This is a genomic window from Enterobacter sp. YSU (assembly GCF_016082135.1).
Taxonomy (GTDB): Bacteria; Pseudomonadota; Gammaproteobacteria; order Enterobacterales; family Enterobacteriaceae; genus Enterobacter; species Enterobacter hormaechei_C.
This window is the reverse complement of the sequence record NZ_CP059487.1, coordinates 4,379,204-4,397,857: the sequence shown is the minus strand read 5'-3', so window position 1 is coordinate 4,397,857 and position 18,654 is coordinate 4,379,204. Positions and strand designations below refer to the sequence as shown.

Below are 18,654 nucleotides of genomic sequence, written 5' to 3'. Positions count from 1 at the left end.
CGCCTGTTACTAGCTTAGCAAGAGTTGTTAAAAAATTCAGTAAGTCCCTAAAGCTTATTAAAAACACGCGCCAGGCGACCGGTACCGCTCACCCGGACAGGCGACTCGTTGGCCGCGACAAAGGCGGATTCACCCGGTTTAAGCACCAGACGCTCGCTATCTTTATGCAACGTCGCTTCGCCTTCTACACAGAACAGGATCGCTGCGCTCTCCTGTGCAATGGCGGTTTCGTCTGCGCTGAGGTCGTGCAGCGAGAAGGCAAAATCGTCAACCGGAATCGGGAAGTCCAGCTCTGCGCCGTTTTTCACCGGCTGCGTAAGCAGCTCCGCAGCAGGTTTCGCCACGAACTTCACGTTGGCAACCAGCTCAGGGATGTCGATGTATTTTGGCGTCAGGCCCGCGCGCAGTACGTTATCGGAGTTAGCCATCACCTCCAGCGCCACGCCGTTCAGGTAGGCGTGCGGGGTTTCAGCGAACAGGAACATCGCTTCGCCCGGGTTGAGCTTCACCACGTTCAGCAGCAGCGGAGAGAAGAGACCGCTGTCGTCCGGATAAAACGTGGAAATTACGCGAATGGTGTCCCATGGCTCACCCTGCTGGCTGTTCAGCGCGGCTTTCAGCACCGCCAGCGCGTGGGATTTTTCCTCGCCCTGCATATTCAGCAGGCTGGCAAACAGCTCGCTCAAGGCTTCTGCGTTCGGGTTTTCCAGGAAATGGGCGATCGCGTTGTGAGCCCCGGCGACCGGTTGCAGCAGGGAGATGATCTCGGAAAACTCGCGGAAGGCATTCATCGCCAGGAAAGGGGTCAGGGCGAAAACCAGTTCCGGCTTGTGGTTAGGATCTTTGTAGTTACGCTCTGCGGCGTCTAACGGAATACCGGCGGCATTTTCTTTGGCAAAGCCCAGCTCAGAGGCTTTTTTGTTCGGGTGAACCTGAATGGAGAGCGGCTGGTCGGCGCACAATACCTTGAACAGAAACGGCAGCTCACCAAAACGATTCGCCACTTTATCGCCGAGCAGTGCGGCTTTGTCGGCGTCGATGACGTCACGCAGGCTGCGAACCTGGCCGCTGGCATCTTCAATTTTTGAGCTGCTCTTCGGATGCGCGCCCATCCACAGCTCTGCCATCGGCAGGTTGTCCGGGTTGGCGATACCGTAGAGATCCGTTAACGCAGTTTTACTTCCCCAGGCGTAGTTTTGCACTGAGTTGATGAGTTTTTGCATTATCAAGCCCTGATTCATATGTGGAATTAACTCCGCGTATTAAAGCAATAAACCGAATGGAAGTAACCTGCGGATGTAAAAAGTCGTACTAGTCTCAGTTTTTGTTAAAAAATTGTGTAGGATAAGCTGACTCGCTTTTAAGCCGGGCAGCGGAACATCTGCCCTGAATAAACAGACCGAAGCAGTAAGTGAGAGAACAATGTCGAATAAACCCTTCCATTATCAGGATCCTTTCCCCCTCAGTCAGGATCAGACCGAGTATTACCTGTTAACCCGCGATTACGTTTCTGTCTCTGAGTTTGAAGGGCAGGAGATCCTCAAAGTTGACCCGCAGGCGCTGACGTTGCTGGCGCAGCAAGCCTTCCATGATGCTTCCTTTATGCTCCGTCCGGCGCATCAGCAGCAGGTTGCTGATATCCTGAGCGACCCGGAAGCCAGTGAGAACGATAAGTACGTTGCCCTGCAATTCCTGCGTAACTCTGATATCGCGGCGAAAGGCATTCTGCCGACCTGCCAGGACACCGGCACGGCGATTATCACCGGTAAAAAAGGCCAGCGCGTCTGGACCGGCGGCGGTGACGAAGCGGCGCTGGCGCGCGGCGTTTACAATACCTACACCGAAGACAACCTGCGCTATTCGCAAAACGCGGCGCTGGATATGTACAAAGAGGTGAACACCGGCACCAACCTGCCTGCGCAGATTGACCTCTACAGCGTCGACGGTGACGAGTACAAATTCCTCTGCATCGCCAAAGGCGGCGGTTCAGCCAACAAAACCTATCTTTACCAGGAAACCAAAGCGCTGCTTACCCCGGGCAAGCTGAAGAATTATCTGGTCGAGAAGATGCGCACCCTCGGCACCGCGGCCTGCCCGCCGTACCATATCGCGTTTGTGATTGGCGGTACGTCTGCCGAAAGCACCCTGAAAACCGTTAAGCTGGCCTCAACCAAATACTACGATGGCCTGCCAACGGAAGGTAACGAACATGGTCAGGCGTTCCGGGACGTGCAGCTTGAGCAGGAACTGCTGGCCGAAGCGCAGAATCTGGGCCTGGGCGCGCAGTTTGGCGGCAAATACTTCGCGCATGACATTCGCGTGATCCGCCTGCCGCGCCACGGTGCTTCCTGTCCGGTGGGCATGGGCGTCTCATGCTCGGCGGATCGCAACATCAAGGCGAAGATCAACCGCGACGGCATCTGGATCGAGAAGCTGGAGAACAACCCGGGCAAATATATTCCTGAAGAACTGCGTAAAGCGGGCGAGGGGGAAGCGGTTCGCGTGGACCTGAATCGTCCGATGAAAGAGATCCTCGCGCAGCTTTCGCAGTATCCGGTTTCAACGCGCCTTTCCCTGAACGGGACGATTATCGTGGGCCGCGACATCGCCCATGCGAAGCTGAAAGAGCGCCTGGACAACGGCGAAGGGCTGCCGCAGTACATTAAAGATCACCCGATCTACTACGCAGGCCCGGCAAAAACGCCTGATGGATATGCTTCCGGCTCGTTAGGCCCAACCACGGCGGGCCGTATGGACTCCTACGTCGACCAGTTGCAGGCAAACGGCGGCAGCATGATCATGCTGGCGAAAGGCAACCGCAGCCAGCAGGTGACGGACGCGTGCCACAAGCACGGCGGCTTCTACCTCGGCAGCATAGGCGGCCCGGCAGCGGTGCTGGCGCAGGGCAGTATCAAGAGCCTGGAGTGCGTGGAGTACCCGGAACTGGGTATGGAAGCGATCTGGAAAATTGAAGTGGAAGACTTCCCGGCGTTCATCCTCGTGGATGACAAAGGTAACGACTTCTTCAAACAGATCCAGTCTTCCCAGTGTTCGGCGTGTGTGAAGTAATTCTGTAAATTGCCGGGTGGCGCTGACGCTTACCCGGCCTGCATTCTCGTAGGTCGGGTAAGGCGCAGCCGCCACCCGACATCAAAAAGAGCGCACAAAGCGCCATAACGTTTCTCAGAAGTCATCAATACTTATCTCTTAAGCATGTGAGCAATCCCATCTTTGTTATCAAGGAGTAAGTAATGACAATGCATCGCCGCGAGAAAGACTCTATGGGCGCCATCGACGTCCCGGCCGACAAGCTATGGGGCGCACAAACCCAGCGTTCGCTGGAGCATTTCCGCATTTCGACAGAGAAAATGCCCGTCTCGCTAATCCAGGCGCTGGCGTTGACCAAACGCGCTGCCGCCAAAGTCAATCAGGATCTGGGCCTGCTGGATGCCGATAAAGCCACCGCCATCATCAATGCCGCCGACGAAGTGCTGGCGGGCAAACATCCCGACGAATTCCCCCTTGCCATCTGGCAGACCGGCTCAGGCACCCAGAGCAACATGAACATGAACGAGGTGCTGGCGAACCGCGCAAGCGAGCTTCTTGGCGGCGTGCGCGGCATGGAGCGCAAGGTCCACCCGAACGATGACGTGAACAAAAGCCAGAGTTCCAACGACGTGTTCCCGACGGCCATGCACGTGGCGGCCGTCATCGCAATCCGCGAGCAGCTTATCCCGCAGCTCAACGTGCTTAAATCTACGCTTAACGAGAAAGCGCAGGCCTTCCGCGACATCGTTAAAATTGGTCGTACGCACCTTCAGGACGCCACGCCGCTGACGCTCGGCCAGGAGATCTCCGGCTGGGTGGCGATGCTGGAGCACAATCTTAAGCATATCGACAACAGCCTGCCGCATCTGGCGGAGCTGGCGCTCGGCGGGACGGCGGTGGGTACCGGGTTAAACACCCATCCCGAGTACGCGGTGCGCGTGGCCGAAGAGCTGGCGAAGATCACCGGGCAGCCGTTTGTTACCGCTCCGAATAAATTCGAAGCGCTGGCGACCTGTGATGCGCTGGTGCATACCCATGGCGCGCTGAAAGGGCTGGCGGCCTCGCTGATGAAAATTGCCAACGACGTGCGCTGGCTGGCCTCCGGCCCGCGCTGCGGCATCGGCGAAATCAGCATTCCGGAAAACGAGCCGGGCAGCTCCATTATGCCGGGTAAAGTGAACCCGACCCAGTGCGAAGCCATGACCATGCTGTGCTGTCAGGTGATGGGTAATGACGTGGCGGTTAACATGGGCGGCGCGTCGGGTAACTTCGAGCTTAACGTCTATCGCCCGATGGTGATCCACAACGTACTGCAATCGATTCGTCTGCTGGCCGATGGCATGGAGAGCTTTAACGAGCACTGCGCGGTGGGCATTGAGCCTAATCGCGAGCGAATCAGCCAGCTGCTGAATGAGTCTCTGATGCTGGTAACGGCGCTGAACACCCATATTGGTTATGACAAAGCGGCCGAAATCGCTAAAAAAGCGCACAAAGAGGGGCTTACCCTGAAAGCCTCTGCGCTGGCGCTGGGCTACCTGACGGACGCCGAGTTTGATGCCTGGGTCCGCCCGGAAGCGATGGTGGGCAGCCTCAGATAATCACTGCGCCACATACAGGTGCAGCCGCGGAATAATCAGCTGTAGCGGCTGCGCCTGGGGTTTATAGCGATGCTGAACGTTTTCAGCATCGTAATTCAGCAGTTCCCCGATATCCGGCACCACCGCACCCTGATCGGCATCGTAGAGCGCAATCAGCGGCGTCGGGCAGGCGTATTGCACCTGCTTTTGTTGTCCGGCGTACCAGACGCGGGCGATAGGCTGTACCTTCACCGGACGCTTTATTTTAAGACGGGTATCAGCTGGCAGGGAGGCAATGCTGTGGTACTCCTGCTCCAGCCGTTCAATCCACTGTTCCCGCGACCACGGGGCGACCGTTCGCGGCGATTTCAGGCTTTTCTCCAGCTGAGCCAGGATCTCATCGCGCGTGAAATTTTTAATGATGTGCTTGTTGGCCCAGCCGAAGCGCAGCGTGGCGGGGTGGCGCAGTACCGTCAGCGTGCGGTAAGCATTCAGGGTGATCAGCCCCGGAAGCTGGCGATGCACCCATTCAAAACGGGCAGCCGGCGCCAGCCCGGACTCAACGGTTACAATCTTCTCAAACGCGGCTTTCAGCGTATTGATATGCGTAATCTGCGCCTCAATTCCTTCACGCGTTGCGGCATCCGTTTGCAGGCAGATGACGCCGGGCAGGCGAACGGCGGCCTTACTGCTGCGATTTTCGGACTGCTGCTGGATGAAAAGGCGACGAAAGTGCTGCAACGTCATTTCCAGCGCCGCCTTGCCAACATGCTGCGTCACCTCAATGGTGTTCAGCGGGTCGTGCTCCGCGCCTTTCGCCACCTCGGGCAGAGAAAAGACGCGGGCGGCCAGCAGGCGGCAGTCATGAAGTTGCCCCGTGAGGGTCAGTAACGCCTGCTCTATTTCCCGAAATGTGGTGTTAAGCCTTTCGATGAGATCGTAAGTTGCCATGGCAGCCCTTAATTAGTTACAACATACTACTGATATAGCACAACACGCCGGGTCAGGCCAGCGTGCGGTTTAGGTCAGGCAGGTACGGGAAGGGGAATATTGTGATAGATCGGCCAGCTAAAGACGAACCGGGCTCCACCCAGCTCGCTCGCTTCGCAGCGAACCGAACCGCCCATCGCCTGGGCAATAGAACGGACAATTGCCAGCCCCAGACCACAGCCGCCGGTAGCCCGATCGCGGCTGGGATCGAGGCGCACAAACGGCTCAAAAACTTTTTCACGCTCCGCCGGCTCAATGCCGGGGCCATCGTCTTCCACATACAGAATCACCTGGCTTCCCTGCAAATCTAAACCTATGCGCAGCGTCGTTTCGCTGTAGCGCATGGCGTTGTTCATCAGATTATCCAGCACGCGTTCCATCAGGCGCATGTCCAGTGCGCCGTACGCGCCGGGGGTAATGGCTGTCAGCAGTTTTCGCTGAGGGTTAACGCTCTGCACATCGTTAATATGCGTCTGTAGCCAGACGGGGAGATCCGGTGTACTGAGGTGCAACTCCGTCTGAGGCCGATCGAGGCGGGCATAGGTCAGCAGCTCTTCAATCAGCGCTTCAAGCTGGCCAATATCCCGATTGAGCGCCTGCGATTCCGCCCCGGTGAGGTTCTCGCTCATCTCCAGGCGATAACGCAGGCGTACCAGCGGAGTGCGCAGTTCATGCGCAATACCATCGATCAGCTGCTTCTTGCTGGCAATCAGTGCGTTGATGTTATCGGCCATCTGGTTGAAGGCAATACCGAGCCGGTCAAAACTGGAACCGCTGTCGAAATGTATGCGTTCAGTTAAATGACCCTCCCCAAAACGCTGTGCGGCGGATTCCAGTTTCAGCATGTCCTGCCAGTGCGGTCGCATCCAGATGAACACAGGGAAAGCGAGCGAGATGGCAATAAAGCCCAGCAGAGCGAGATCCAGCAGGCGCATCTGGTGCAGGTAATAGAGATAGGGCACTGGCCCGACGGCCAGAACATAATGGCTGCGTGGAATACGCTGAATGAAGGTATATTTCTCGTCCAGTGCGACGATGTCTCCGTCGCGCAGACGCTGCATCGCAGGCGGCGCTAAGTCAAAATCCTTCATGGGTTCGATACGCAAATCAAACGACAGATTCAGATCCAGCTCTTTTAACGTGCGCGCCCAGTCATGAGGAGGAATTTCTCGCAGCTCGCTACGCATCAGATAGAGCGAGCTTTTCATCAGATCGTCCAGGGATTGCCTGCCCGCGCGCTCTGCGGTGAATTTGTAGACCAGCCCGACCAGCATGGTCATCACCAGAAAGCAGACAAACAGCAGGAGATAAAACTGCACAAACAGCTTTTTCATTAAATATCACCGGAAAATCAATAAATTAACTACTTTGTTTTTAGCTTCAGGGGCACTATAGGGGCATTAGCATATCCGCCAAAGCGCTGATTCAAAAATGATACCTGATCGCTATCGAGAGCATTTATCCACGCAGAGTATACATGGAAGACCATCTCTGCATTCTCATGACCCATCTGATTCGCTATAAAAGCAGGATTAGCACCTGCCGACAACATCCAGCACGCGTATGTATGACGCAGCTGATAGGGGCGTCTGCGGCGAATGCCCGATCGTCTTACCGTAATATCCCATAGTGACACAATTGAGCTGACTGAATAGTACGCAGCTTGCTTGCCTTTCTGAGGTCGAGGCATAAACACAAAGTGCAGTTTCTGCGTTTCCGTTTTACCGAACTCCCGGTGGTGAAAAGTGATTGGTACCTTAGGGGCACTCCCGGTAAGTTCCTTTTGAGCTCGCAAAGCTTCCAGAGCCGGCTCCAGCAACTTTATCGTCCGGTATCCTGCTTCGGTTTTAGGTGGTCCAAACAATCCTTCCTGAGTAAGATTGCGCGCAATGTTAGCTTCGCCGGAGTTAAGATCGATATCATCCCAGGCAAGAGCGCAAAGCTCACCGGGCCGAACGCCGGTGTAAGCAAAAAATTGCCACATGTTTTTTTGCTGAGCCGGAGCAGTCTCTTTCAACTGCTCAAACTCATGCCTCAGAAGCGGGGCTGGTTTTGTTTGACCTTTGCGAAGCCTTTTTATCCCGACATATGGTTGATATGAAATGATTTTATTTTTAACAGCATAGTCGAGGATTTGTCGCAGGATGGCCAGATAATAATCTACCGTTCTAACGGCGCGGCCGGTTTTATTTCTCCTCTTTTCGGGAGCATAGTTAGTCTCGCCAGTCAGTAATTCCTTTCTCCAGCCCAGAATGTCGCTGTTGGTGATAGATGCAACCAGCGTTTCAGGGCCGATTAGTTTTGTTAACGTTCTTACAGCTATCCCATAGCTTCTTGTGGCATTGGGGGAGAGATCGATTTTATGGTTTTCATACCAGGTTGATGCAAGTTCGGAGAATGTCGTAATGTTTTTAGATGTATAAAACTTTGCTGCTACTTTTGACTCCGGAAACACACCCCGGTAGTCAAAAGTGCCCAGTTGAATCTCGCTTACAATTTTGGCCCTTAGATTCCCGGCCTTTTTGAGATTCGAAGCATTTACGATCCAACCTTTCAATGTTTCTCGACATCTAACGCCCTGAAACTTGAAACTAATTCGTATTTTATTGTTGTGGATCTCAACACCCGTTGGCATTCCAGCCATTATGCCTCCTTCACAAACCTGTTAATGTTTGGGATGTTGTACCAGACAAGTCCTCGCTCTTCGGAGCTGCTTCCATCCAATGGGATTCTCTTAAAATGAACACCTTCTACCCAGGAGGTTTGGCGATAGCTTTTAATCTGACGATCTGTAAGGCCTGTCTTCTCTTTTAGTTTTGAAGCAACGCTCCATTCTGAATCGTAAATTACCTGCGACATTGTTCACCTCAGGTAGCGCAGCAAAACTAGCCGCGCTTCTATCAACTAGCAATATGAATGTGAGCCATTGGCGAAACCGGAACAAAGGGCGAGTTCCACAAAATGGTGTGCTTTCCATTTATTACGCTACGGGTGTTACTCCCCACGAACTGCGCCCAGATCTCTACCCGAACCCAACTGATGGTTTACCTAAACAGGAGCCTTAACAATGCAAACTGTTTCATTTCAACAGAGTAGCAGAGCTTCCTCTAATCGACTGATATTCCCGTGTCATCAAAGCGAGCCGGCAGCGCAGGATGTAGAACATCGCAATGTATGCTCAGCTGTTCGCGCCTGGGCTGCGGCAGAAGGGCGCATAGCTGTCGCTCTTCAGATCCAAGACGCTGCAGAAGAACTTCAGCTTAATGGCGTGGACTTCTCAGGCCAGGCCGATGTCTGGAACGTGAAGCTGTTCCGCTGGCTCGGCAACAAAGAAGACTCCGCATCGTACCGAAAGAACGTCGAACAACTGATGCCAGCGATCATGTCCGTATTACCGCTTCAATACCGCGACCGTGTCGTAAAGAACGACACGTTCGCATTTCGCATGGCCAGGTTGGAAAAAGAGGTAAGTGAGGCGAAGCAAGCTCTGATGCTCGATGCACCCAAGAAGGAAAAACTGAAGGAGTTAGGCGAGGGGATTTTTGAGATGTTCCGTGTCGATCCGGACCTTACTGCGTCGCTGCTGGCGATGGTCACAACCATGTTGGGGGCAATGTGAAGACTTCAGAAAAGGCGAAAGCCGCGGTGCTCGAACACCAACGGCTTTCAGGTGCAAAAACGGAGTGTAATTGCGGAGCTAAGTATGTCAAACACAGCTGAAATTATCAATTTCCCCCACAGAACCGAACAACCGGGAGGTCGTATGGCCGACCTGTCGAACGGGTATACCAAGGTCGCTAACGAGATCCAACAGCTTAAGCCTCGTCTGAGAATGTCAGGCCGGGAATGGCAGTGTTTTGAGGCGGTGATATGGCTTACCTACGGCTGGAACAAGAAGCAGGACCGCGTTACGAACACGGTGATCGCCGAGCTTACAGGGCTGAGTGATTCGCATGTTTCTGATGCGCTCAAATCGCTCGCAGAACGCAAAATTATCTTCAGTCAGAAGCAGGGCGTGATGAAAACGGTCGGTATAAATACTGATCTTTCCGCCTGGATTTTAGACAAACCGAAAACGGGAAAAGTCTTCCCGAAATCGGGAAAAGTGTTACCGAAAACGGGAAAAACCTTCCCGGAAACGGTAGACACCCAAGACTATAACAAGAACAATATTAAAATATCCTCGTCTCGGAATTCTGACGAATCCCGAAACCAGAAAACTTGAAAGTTTCTCTCACGCCATCCAGAAGCTGCCGACGGGATATACACCCCGGCAGGTAAATCATGGGGATCCGCTGATGACCTCAAGGCCGCTCGCTGGATTCACGACAGGCTTCTCACCGTCAACGCATCGCTTTCCGAACCCAACTGGGCTGAATGGGCAAATACCATCAGGCTGATGCGTGTCCAGGACAAGCGCACGCACTACGAAATTTGTGACCTGTTCCAGTGGGCCAACCGGGACGAGTTCTGGAAAGACAACATCCTGAGCCCTTCGAGTCTGCGCAAACAGTGGGATCAGCTCACTACCAAGCGGCTGCGTGCAACCGGAACGGCAAAACCTTCCCGGGGCAGCATCGACCTGCATAACACCGACTGGATTGACGGGGTGCTGGAATGAAAAACCTTGCCGAGAGCATTTGCGATTTTGACCGGGAACAGGCACGCCGTGTGGCACACAACATGCCTGAGCAGTACACCGAACGCGAACAAATGCAGCAAGTGGCGCAGATTATCAACGGGCTGTTCGTACAGCTGGCGGCCGCGTTTCCGGCAAGCCTGGTTAATCGCAGCCAGGAAGACGTGAACGAGATCCGCCGGCAATAGGTGCTGGCCTTCAAAGAAAACGGGATCACCACTCTGGAGCAGGTTGAAGCCGGCATGCGCATGGTGCGGCGCCAGGATCGTCCATTCCTGCCTTCGCCAGGCCAGTTCATCAAGTGGTGCAGGGAAGGGCGCAGCGTGCTGGGGATCACCACTGCTGACGTGATGGCTGAATACTGGAAGTGGCGCAAGCTGGTGTTTCGTTATCCGAGCAGCGAGCAGTACCCATGGCCGAAGCCGGTTTATTATCACATCTGTCTAGAGCCCGCGGCGCCGCGGAACTGATGGCCAGCTGAGCCAGAAAGATCTCGAGCGTGAAGCCAGCGATATTCTGGATATGTGGGAAAAGCGGGTGCTGGCCGGGAAGCCGATTCCGCCGGTTCGTCGTGCGTTGGCAGCTCCAGTGGCTCCAAATGGACCAACACCTGCTGAGCTTTTGAAAGCGAAATACGAGCGGATGAAGGCTGACGGAAGGGCATAGGAAAGAAATGGTCCGCTATGAGCGAGAAGCTGAAGTACGAAATTGTTGTTCTCACCACCAAGGGGCATTACTAACATTTCCGCGTGTTAATTAATTGAAGCAGATCAGCGGATCTGACCAACTCGACTTCAGCCAGACCGGATATTTTCAAAATTGAATTGCAGTCGATGTCGTTCTGTTGCATCGTAACTAGTCGGGTAGCCTTGAAAATCTCAGCCTCAAGCTATTTTACCACCTATTGATACCGATTCTATATCAATTTTCAGAGGAAAATATGAAAAAACAAAAGGTTGAATATGGTTTAGAACTTGATCCAAATGCAGATTATAAGATGGCGTGGCTTCATGAAAGAAATAAAAAAGATTTCGAGTCATTAACAAAATGGTTATATCTTGGAGCTGATATTAAAGACAGCGGATTTGCTAAGGTAGGTTTGACCATGGATGACCTTTCAAGTCGATCATATAGTTCTGCCAATCCTAACTATTATTTGTTTTGTGCTTTTAAATGTCGAGATGATCTTACGAAAACCGAGGTTGAAAAGATTGAACGAAGCACACTGGAATATCTAGAACGCGTATTTGCTAATGAAGATGGTACTTCAAACCGAGCGAGTCACGCGGAATCTGGTCGTTTGTCTGAATGTTTTTATAACATTAACTTTACAAACTTCTTCATTAGCTATCATGATTATCTTTTTGAACAATTTAGCAATAAATTTATAGTCTGCGGGTTTGAGAACGAGTTTGGAGATGATGAGGGCGAGTTTCTTGATTGTGAGTTTAATCCAAAGTTCACGCTGCAAGAAAAAAATAAATTCATCAGGATGATACTTCGTAGGTAAGGCATATAAAACGTTAAAAAACATGAGGTCAAAAAAGGCATAAAACTTAATGACAGCAGACAATACGCTTTTTGATATTTGACCTCACGAGACATAGCTTCTGCAATGTCCGCTCTTGGCACTCAGGTGACCTACATAACGGCGATCACCGAGGCTCAACTGGACAGTAAGATGTTTTGTCCAGTTATACCTGCCTGTGGTATTTATCTCAGTAATACCTGAATCAGCTGAACGAAGATATACACTGTCGCTGCCACTTGTATAGTCCGGAACCCCCATCTGAGATAGCGCCATTCATGGCGTTCTCTGGCATCAGCTGCTTCAATAGCGGGGTCAGAATATTTTCTTTTCCTGGCCCTGAATTCATCGATTACCCACAGGATGAGAATAAAGATAATAATGGTTTTCTGAAGGATGAGATTATCCACAAAGAGTGACTCCGACCTGCCCGCTGATACAAGAAGAATAGATGAACCACCTTCATGTAGCCACCACTAAATGTAGGGGTGATATTCGTTTTCGTTCTGGTGGATTTTGCGGTGATTCTGTCCATGGCAATTTGCTCCCCTGCTATCTGACCGACAGCGATGAGAGAGGAGCGGAAGTAGGAAACTGTTCTGACTATAAAGGGCGACTTTTAACATCGCCCTGTGTTAATCTGCGAGGCATAGCCAATAAAACATTATCGCAATAGCGCCGGGGAAACTCTGGCACATAAATTATTTCGCGATAAGGTTAGAATTTAGGATCTAATTTCCTCATATTGTTCGCATGAAATTTAGCGCAATCACGCCAAATACCAAGTGACTCAGCAACCTTAACGGCTTCATCTTCACCTTTTATAATAACATGATATCGACCACTAACGATTTCGTTTAATCTATTTTTAGCTAAGTTAACAACTTTATTTTCATTATAAGATGATGGTTCAAATGCAAGTTTGCATGACATGTAGATGATACCTTCAATACCCATTTTTTTTATGATGTATTTATTGATGTCTTCGAAAATTAATCTTATTATGTGAGAACAAAGCAACGACGTTTTTGGAGAGATGAATATATCTTCATTATATTCAAATTCACTTAATGGTTTACCTTTTGGGAAGTTTCTCTCTACTGACTCTTTTAATTCTTGGGATTTTGATATCTCTGATAGCTTATGAGATGCTTTGGATTGCCTATGAGCTATTGAATTTCTAACTGCTGAAAAATACTCATAAATCGGAAGGAATGTCTTTATGTTTTTCATGTCCCATTCGTGTGAGTCATATAACCTTTCAATTTTGTTACTACTGGTTGATTCCGATTTTTTATCTTGAGTGTTATTAAACATCGCCCAACTTGAAAACCAAGAATCAATATCGACAATACAATCATCCAAAGCAGAAAAACTGCCAAATATAGCCATTTCACTTACATACCAATACAGCATCTCTTGCGCTAATTCTTTTTTCTTTAATTGATAATCCAATTCATTATTATCATCTACCTTATCTGGTCTTTTTGATGATATTTTACTTTTTAAACTTGATTCATCGACTGGAGGGTTTGGAAGTGAAAAATTCGGCGGGAATTGCCAAGATTTATCAGTTTTCTTAATGAGCTCATTCATTTTATTTTCATTGCCTGGCGTCAATAAATATTCAATCACATGATTAAGTGATGAGGTTAAAACCTTAACCTTCGTATTTAATCCTTCATGAAATAAATGGTAATTTAAAAAAGGCTCAGTTACAGCATATTCTAAGTCTAACATTTTTCATCTACCTTTGATTGTGACTTTATATATTATCCGTTTCAAGTATATCTTGATGTATTAGCTAACACCCCACACTTTCACTGCTTGTTCAGAAATCTATTTTTGAAAATCATTAGTCTTATCTCTCTGAAGTCCAGGGGCGATATATTTGTTTAATCCACCGATTAACTCATTGTAGTTTTCATTTTATAGCTCCATTAACATAAGTTGATTAGCCATATAGTATATATCCTTTACTCTTAAATTAAATCTTCTAACCATATTAAATGGCTTCTTACTCTGTATAAAGAAAATTTTTTCATGATTGTGAATCACTACAGTAACTCTTGTTAATCGATAGGCGTTTTTACCCCTCACAGGTATTAACTCCTGCTTTTACTTTAGCGGATGCTATGTCCGCTCCTGGCACAAAGCTGACGTCTCAGCCTATGTATGAACGTAAAAGCTACCTTCAAGTGATTGAGCCGCTCTCGGGTTATAACGTAGCGCTTGTGTGTCATGTTGGTAAACCAATTTCGATGTTTTCTGAAAGCCTGATTGCCCTCAGGCGAAACGACTCTTAGAACCTTCTAAGGTGTAATAATCACATAATTCTCCTCTACGTGTGCTATAACCGAGTTTCAAATCGTCACCACTGGCGGCTAAGAGGCATCGCATGAAATTACGCATCACAAGAGCAATCGGCCTCAGCAAGTTCTCGCCACGTTGGGTTAAGGTTATCTATTTACGGTTGACTAAAAACGATATTGAGCGCTCCCTCAACGCGCTTCTGGCCACAATTGATGAATCTGAGCTCTCTTCGGAGCGAGTCAAAGCATTAAGGGAATGCGTTGAGATAATTAACATCGCAAGGGGAAAGAGAATGAAAGCGTGAGCACTTCTGATAAAAGGTAAGCCAATACTGTATAGGCGCGGCAGCGTTTGCTGCCCAAGTATAGCTTACCGGTCGGTACCAGCTGAGCTATAAAAGCCAAATATGACTGGATTAAAACTGGTAGGAGGGTATAGGAATTAACTGTTTCTTCGTAAGCGAAATTGAGGCCTAATATCTAAGCCTGCTCGGTTTACCGCATTTTAGCTGAGTACTGAAGCATTGCCTTTGCACCCGCCGGGCCCGCTGACTTTTCACTATATATTAGTTCACCCGCTTCCAGCTTGACACCCACCGAGTATGACTGCGTTAATCCGATGAAAAAGTAATAAGTCTACAAGTTCTTTTTAACATTCGCTGAATTCATTAGATTCTGGCCAGAAGATCTTCAAATATCCATTTTTATCATATTTTGAAAAAAGATTGCCCTGGAAGCAAAATATCCCAGCGGATTCGAGCCACATCCATTCTTCTGTCTGCTCGACTCCTGTAGCACAGATTCTTATTTCCAAAAGTTCACAGCAGCGGATTAAGCTTAGGAGTATAGCCTGCTTGGAACCTTCTTTATGTATATTGTGTATCAGTTGCGGGTGTATTTTGAGCTTCTCAGGCTGGAATTTCGAAAGAAACAATAAACCTGCATTACCCATACCAAAGTCATTAATAGCAACGCTTAATCCGCAACTTTTGAGTATCTGCACTGAATGCGCGAACTCATCAATTTCAGGGATTATTTCGCTCTCTGAAAACTCAACTATAACTTGTTCTGGGTATAAGTTACTTTCTCTGATATAATCGAGCAATATTTCAATCGCATCAGGCACCCTCAGTAAGGTTAAAGGCAGGAGTGTTATTGATATTCGTTGTGAGGAGTTGATGAACTTCCCTGCGATTTTTAACAAATCTTTCTTCGATTCCAAATCAAAAAATAAATTATTAGCTTTTATATCGTCTTTGTCTGATTTTGCCCTCAAGACAAAAGAATGAATCTGGCTAGCGAGAGGATCTATAACTGCATGCATGTCTTGGATTATAGCGGGATCGACCGATGATACATCTATTTGCTCGGATGAAAAAAACCAACTGAATCTATCAGGAAGTACATAATAGCTATCTGTCTCAGCCGAATCTATAAATGTACGGAAAAACCTTAAAGCTCTGTCGTTGTAAAGCATTTTATGTTGGGTTGTTCCACGTTGAAGAACCCTGTCCAGACACTCTTCTTTACTGAATAGTCTTATATCAATCAATTCCATGCCTGAGCGGCCAAATCGTCGATAGGGGGCATAATCGGATAAGAGTTCTACAATGTTAAAGTGAAGTGTATCTAGGCAAATCTTTTCATAGATTTGCGTTACCGCTGCTTCATCACCTTCCAGAAGCTGTAGGAAATGAATCCCATTGAAAAGTAAAACACCGGTTACCCCCGCACATTCATTTCGGGAATTTGCTTCACTGACCATGTCAATAATGGATTGAATTGGTGTATCAGCTCGCAGGTGGCTTCGGTAGATGAGAGTGGTAAGCATAGTTGCACACTTTAAAGGATTTCCTTCTAAAGTAGCATACGAAAGATCAGTTAGGGCTAGTTAACTGAAAAATTTACAAAAACGAGTACGGTAACGTTAAAATTGTCCATGAAGAGTAAAATGCTTCATAAAAAAGACCACTAAATTAACGTGGTTTAATCCTACGAGAAATGCACGATTCTACAACGTAAATTCGCTTGGTATGCACACGTGACAAAGTAAAAATTGATTCTAAGATTGTGGTAGTAAAAATTATCACATGGAGGTTCTAATGGTTTTCATTGTGGCTTTAACTTTATCTCTTCTTCTTTGCGTAGCGGGCCTTATCTTCATTTTGCTGGAGTTAGTTAGCATAGGCTGCAACCCTGAACGACATTGAACGATACGTGCAAGAAATCCAGCAATAGCATTGATTGAAAAGGCCCTTGACCTCAAGTTAGCTTGAGCTTTTAAGATGGCGATTTTCGATATAGTCCAAGGGTTAGCCTAATGAAAGAGATTGATGTCGGTTTTACGCACGTTGCGTTTGTTGTTAGAGATTTGGAAAAAAGTATTGATTTCTACAGCCGTTATGCTGGTATGGAAGTCGTACATAGGCGAGAGCCTGATCTTCCGGAGGCACGTAAAGTCGCGTGGTTAAGTGACCTAACTCGCCCTTTTGCGCTTGTCCTTGTCCAGGTTGATGCTGTGACTGACACCCCTTTAGGTAATTTTGGTCACTTGGGAGTAGCTTGTTCAAGCATTGAAGAAATCGACAATAAGGTAGCGATGGCTAGAATGGAAGGCATCTTGCGAAAAGAACCGGCTCAGGCAGGCGAACCGGTAGGTTATTATATCTTCTTCGCTGATCCTGATGGCAATACACTTGAACTTTCTTATGGTCAGAAAGTCGGGATCGAGGCTTTACGTCAGGATGATAGAGTGCCTGCATCTCAGTGAATTTCGATAATCGGTTGGATCACATTACGCTTTGGTAATGCTTCATGTCGTTTCAGAGCTTGCTGACTAATTTTTTCTCAATAACAGCAAGCTCCATAATAGCCTTTCCGAATTTTCATTTTATTAATTTCACCTCAAAACCAAAATCTTGTAGCGAAACTGCACAAAACTCCACTTAAAGCTATTCAACATAACTATTGATTTTTGACGACCAAATCCGAGATTCCTCCCAAATCGTCCATAAAACAGATACCTACAAGCCTGCAAGCGCTCCGTCGTCCTAACACTCATTAATCGTTGCAAAATCCGTGAGATACGTTTATAAATGCACTGTATATGCATACAGTTTTTCATTGCGGATGGAAAAATGAAAATCGAGTTATCCATTGATCGCATGAAGAAACTTCCTGATAGGGCTATACCTGCATTTGAGTCAAAACTGCTCGAAAGACTCAGTAAGCAGTTCGATGATTACCAGCTTACGATTAAGCGTGCCGGCAATGATGGGTTGGCTGTTTTCGGTGGCGACAAGAAAGAGGTTGAACACAACGTGCAGAAGAACTGGAAAAGCGCGGACGAGTGGTTTTATTAATCGCGTGAATTTGACTGGAGCAGTTTCAAAGAGTATCGCTGTTTGCGTTCCCCTGGCTGTTCCCGATTACTGTTTGCCGCGTCAATAAGTCGCTCTGGGGGAAATAGTGTGTAGTGCAGATGCCTTTAATGCAGATGATCAATGGTACGACGTGGTCAGAAGAGCCGATAAAGCAGTTATCTATAGCTTCCCGGCGGAAGGGAGATATCTGGTTTATCGAGTAAATGGAATAGTTTCATTACGACCCTTACTCGAAGAGGAAGAAATCTTCACTCTTAACGGGTTTATGCAATTTGCAAAACGGCTTGGGTACCGAATTACACCACCGTCTGATATCATTCTTTCATAGGCCTGAACACCCTATACCTGATGCGCCACGGAGAGAACCATGGCGCTGGAATTTCAACTTATCAAACACTATTCAGGAATACTGATCCCGGCCACACCCGAGACCAGTGATATCCTGCAATCCAAAACCCGGCTCGGCGATGTTCTTGTTGCCGAGTTCAGGCGACTACGAAACCCGGCATTCCACCGGCGATTTTTCGCGCTTCTCAATCTCGGTTTTGAATACTGGGAACCAATCGGCGGGGCTATCTCGAGTAACGAGCGGAAGCTAATCACCGGCTACGCAAAGTTCCTGGCTTCTTATGGCGGGAATGAGAACGCGCTGATCGATGCTGCTGAGCAGTATCTGGAGCAAGTCGCATACCGCCGGGTCACGAATGGAATTAGCCTGTGCAAGTCCTTCGATGCTTACCGCTCATGGGTAATCGTCGAGGCAGGGCACTTTGATGCTATTCAGCTACCTGACGGCACACTCAAAAAGCATCCACGTAGCATCTCATTCGCCAACATGGACGAACTCGAGTTCCAGCAACTTTATAAAGCTGCGCTTGATGTTCTTTGGCGCTGGGTCCTGTCTCGTTCATTCCGCAGTCGCGATGAGGCCGAAAATGTCGCCGCGCAGCTGCTTGGCTTTGCGGGGTGATGGGCATGCAACATTCATGGTTCCATCATACCGAATGCAGCACCGAACAGGCCGACGAACTGGTTAAGCGTTACAGAGCGCGCGGTGTGAGAGTGGAGCGCAGCCTTAACCAGGATTACGTGACCTGGACTGTCAGTGCATTACTTCCGACCTCACATACACCAGCGCGCCCGGATAGCCGCTGGCGAAACCGGATGTGGGGATGAA

The 18,654-nt window shown here is 49.0% G+C and carries 18 protein-coding genes and 2 pseudogenes; 12 read left to right on the top strand and 8 right to left on the bottom strand.

What is annotated here, in order from left to right; translation table 11 throughout:
• Positions 1-47: 47 nt before the first annotated feature.
• The gene (gene manA / locus H2Z33_RS21045; RefSeq protein ID WP_032670035.1) at positions 48-1,223 is read right to left on the bottom strand and encodes a mannose-6-phosphate isomerase; all 1,176 of its coding nucleotides are present in this window, start codon (positions 1,221-1,223) and stop codon (positions 48-50) included.
• Positions 1,224-1,422: 199 nt separating this feature from the next.
• On the opposite strand from manA, the gene fumA reads away from it, so the two are divergent.
• Positions 1,423-3,069: a class I fumarate hydratase FumA gene (gene fumA, locus H2Z33_RS21040; RefSeq protein WP_015570656.1), complete on the top strand. Its 1,647-nt coding sequence runs from the start codon at positions 1,423-1,425 to the stop codon at positions 3,067-3,069.
• Positions 3,070-3,251: 182 nt separating this feature from the next.
• Positions 3,252-4,646: a class II fumarate hydratase gene (gene fumC, locus H2Z33_RS21035; RefSeq protein ID WP_017693543.1), complete on the top strand. Its 1,395-nt coding sequence runs from the start codon at positions 3,252-3,254 to the stop codon at positions 4,644-4,646.
• Here the strand turns inward: fumC and tus are convergent, their stop codons facing one another.
• The 4 genes from tus to xisR all read right to left on the bottom strand — a co-directional run bounded on the left by tus (position 4,647) and on the right by xisR (position 8,474).
• Positions 4,647-5,576, bottom strand: coding sequence for a DNA replication terminus site-binding protein (gene tus, locus H2Z33_RS21030; protein ID WP_015570654.1), 930 nt, complete (start codon positions 5,574-5,576; stop codon positions 4,647-4,649).
• A 74-nt stretch (positions 5,577-5,650) separates the two neighbouring features.
• Complete coding sequence (gene rstB, locus H2Z33_RS21025; protein ID WP_063135090.1) at positions 5,651-6,949, bottom strand: two-component system sensor histidine kinase RstB; 1,299 nt, start codon at positions 6,947-6,949, stop codon at positions 5,651-5,653.
• Between the two features lie 29 nt (positions 6,950-6,978).
• Complete coding sequence (locus tag H2Z33_RS21020) at positions 6,979-8,259, bottom strand: site-specific integrase (RefSeq protein WP_063135091.1); 1,281 nt, start codon at positions 8,257-8,259, stop codon at positions 6,979-6,981.
• Complete coding sequence (xisR, locus tag H2Z33_RS21015) at positions 8,259-8,474, bottom strand: excisionase family protein (protein WP_063135092.1); 216 nt, start codon at positions 8,472-8,474, stop codon at positions 8,259-8,261. Before xisR ends, H2Z33_RS21020 begins: the two co-directional genes overlap by 1 nt.
• Here xisR and H2Z33_RS21010 point away from each other — a divergent pair.
• The 5 genes and pseudogenes from H2Z33_RS21010 to H2Z33_RS20990 all read left to right on the top strand — a co-directional run bounded on the left by H2Z33_RS21010 (position 8,450) and on the right by H2Z33_RS20990 (position 11,764).
• On the top strand, positions 8,450-8,680 hold the full coding sequence (locus H2Z33_RS21010; protein WP_372673301.1) for a transcriptional regulator: 231 nt from the start codon (positions 8,450-8,452) through the stop codon (positions 8,678-8,680). The two genes, xisR and H2Z33_RS21010, sit on opposite strands and share 25 nt — an antisense overlap.
• 2 nt (positions 8,681-8,682) lie before the next feature.
• On the top strand, positions 8,683-9,234 hold the full coding sequence (locus H2Z33_RS21005; RefSeq protein WP_063135093.1) for a toxin YdaT family protein: 552 nt from the start codon (positions 8,683-8,685) through the stop codon (positions 9,232-9,234).
• An 84-nt stretch (positions 9,235-9,318) separates the two neighbouring features.
• Positions 9,319-10,236, top strand: a pseudogene (locus H2Z33_RS23545) (replication protein).
• Positions 10,233-10,920: pseudogene (locus tag H2Z33_RS20995) on the top strand (replication protein P). Before H2Z33_RS23545 ends, H2Z33_RS20995 begins: the two co-directional pseudogenes overlap by 4 nt.
• A gap of 274 nt (positions 10,921-11,194) precedes the next feature.
• Positions 11,195-11,764, top strand: a complete 570-nt coding sequence (locus H2Z33_RS20990) for a hypothetical protein (protein WP_063135094.1) — start codon at positions 11,195-11,197, stop codon at positions 11,762-11,764.
• A gap of 203 nt (positions 11,765-11,967) precedes the next feature.
• Here the strand turns inward: H2Z33_RS20990 and H2Z33_RS20985 are convergent, their stop codons facing one another.
• A complete protein-coding gene (locus tag H2Z33_RS20985) occupies positions 11,968-12,192 on the bottom strand; it encodes a hypothetical protein (RefSeq protein WP_074133796.1) in 225 nt (74 codons plus the stop codon).
• A gap of 307 nt (positions 12,193-12,499) precedes the next feature.
• Entirely contained in the window at positions 12,500-13,522 is a 1,023-nt protein-coding gene (locus H2Z33_RS20980) for a hypothetical protein (protein ID WP_063135096.1), read from the bottom strand.
• 658 nt (positions 13,523-14,180) lie between these two features.
• Between H2Z33_RS20980 and H2Z33_RS20975 the strand changes: the two genes are divergently transcribed.
• Positions 14,181-14,399: a hypothetical protein gene (locus H2Z33_RS20975; RefSeq protein WP_063135097.1), complete on the top strand. Its 219-nt coding sequence runs from the start codon at positions 14,181-14,183 to the stop codon at positions 14,397-14,399.
• Positions 14,400-14,743: 344 nt separating this feature from the next.
• Here H2Z33_RS20975 and H2Z33_RS20970 read toward each other — a convergent pair whose 3' ends face one another.
• Complete coding sequence (locus tag H2Z33_RS20970; protein ID WP_063135098.1) at positions 14,744-15,925, bottom strand: diguanylate phosphodiesterase; 1,182 nt, start codon at positions 15,923-15,925, stop codon at positions 14,744-14,746.
• 489 nt (positions 15,926-16,414) lie between these two features.
• On the opposite strand from H2Z33_RS20970, the gene H2Z33_RS20965 reads away from it, so the two are divergent.
• The 4 genes from H2Z33_RS20965 (at position 16,415) to H2Z33_RS23485 (ending at position 18,653) form a co-directional block, all read left to right on the top strand.
• Positions 16,415-16,864 carry a VOC family protein gene (locus H2Z33_RS20965; protein WP_058689329.1) on the top strand — a complete coding sequence of 150 codons (450 nt, stop codon included), beginning with the start codon at positions 16,415-16,417 and terminating at the stop codon, positions 16,862-16,864.
• Between the two features lie 367 nt (positions 16,865-17,231).
• On the top strand, positions 17,232-17,456 hold the full coding sequence (locus H2Z33_RS20960; RefSeq protein WP_058689330.1) for a DinI-like family protein: 225 nt from the start codon (positions 17,232-17,234) through the stop codon (positions 17,454-17,456).
• Between the two features lie 388 nt (positions 17,457-17,844).
• Positions 17,845-18,447: a DUF1367 family protein gene (locus H2Z33_RS20955; RefSeq protein WP_058689331.1), complete on the top strand. Its 603-nt coding sequence runs from the start codon at positions 17,845-17,847 to the stop codon at positions 18,445-18,447.
• Positions 18,447-18,653 carry a hypothetical protein gene (locus H2Z33_RS23485; protein WP_071591740.1) on the top strand — a complete coding sequence of 69 codons (207 nt, stop codon included), beginning with the start codon at positions 18,447-18,449 and terminating at the stop codon, positions 18,651-18,653. Before H2Z33_RS20955 ends, H2Z33_RS23485 begins: the two co-directional genes overlap by 1 nt.
• Position 18,654: the final 1 nt, after the last annotated feature.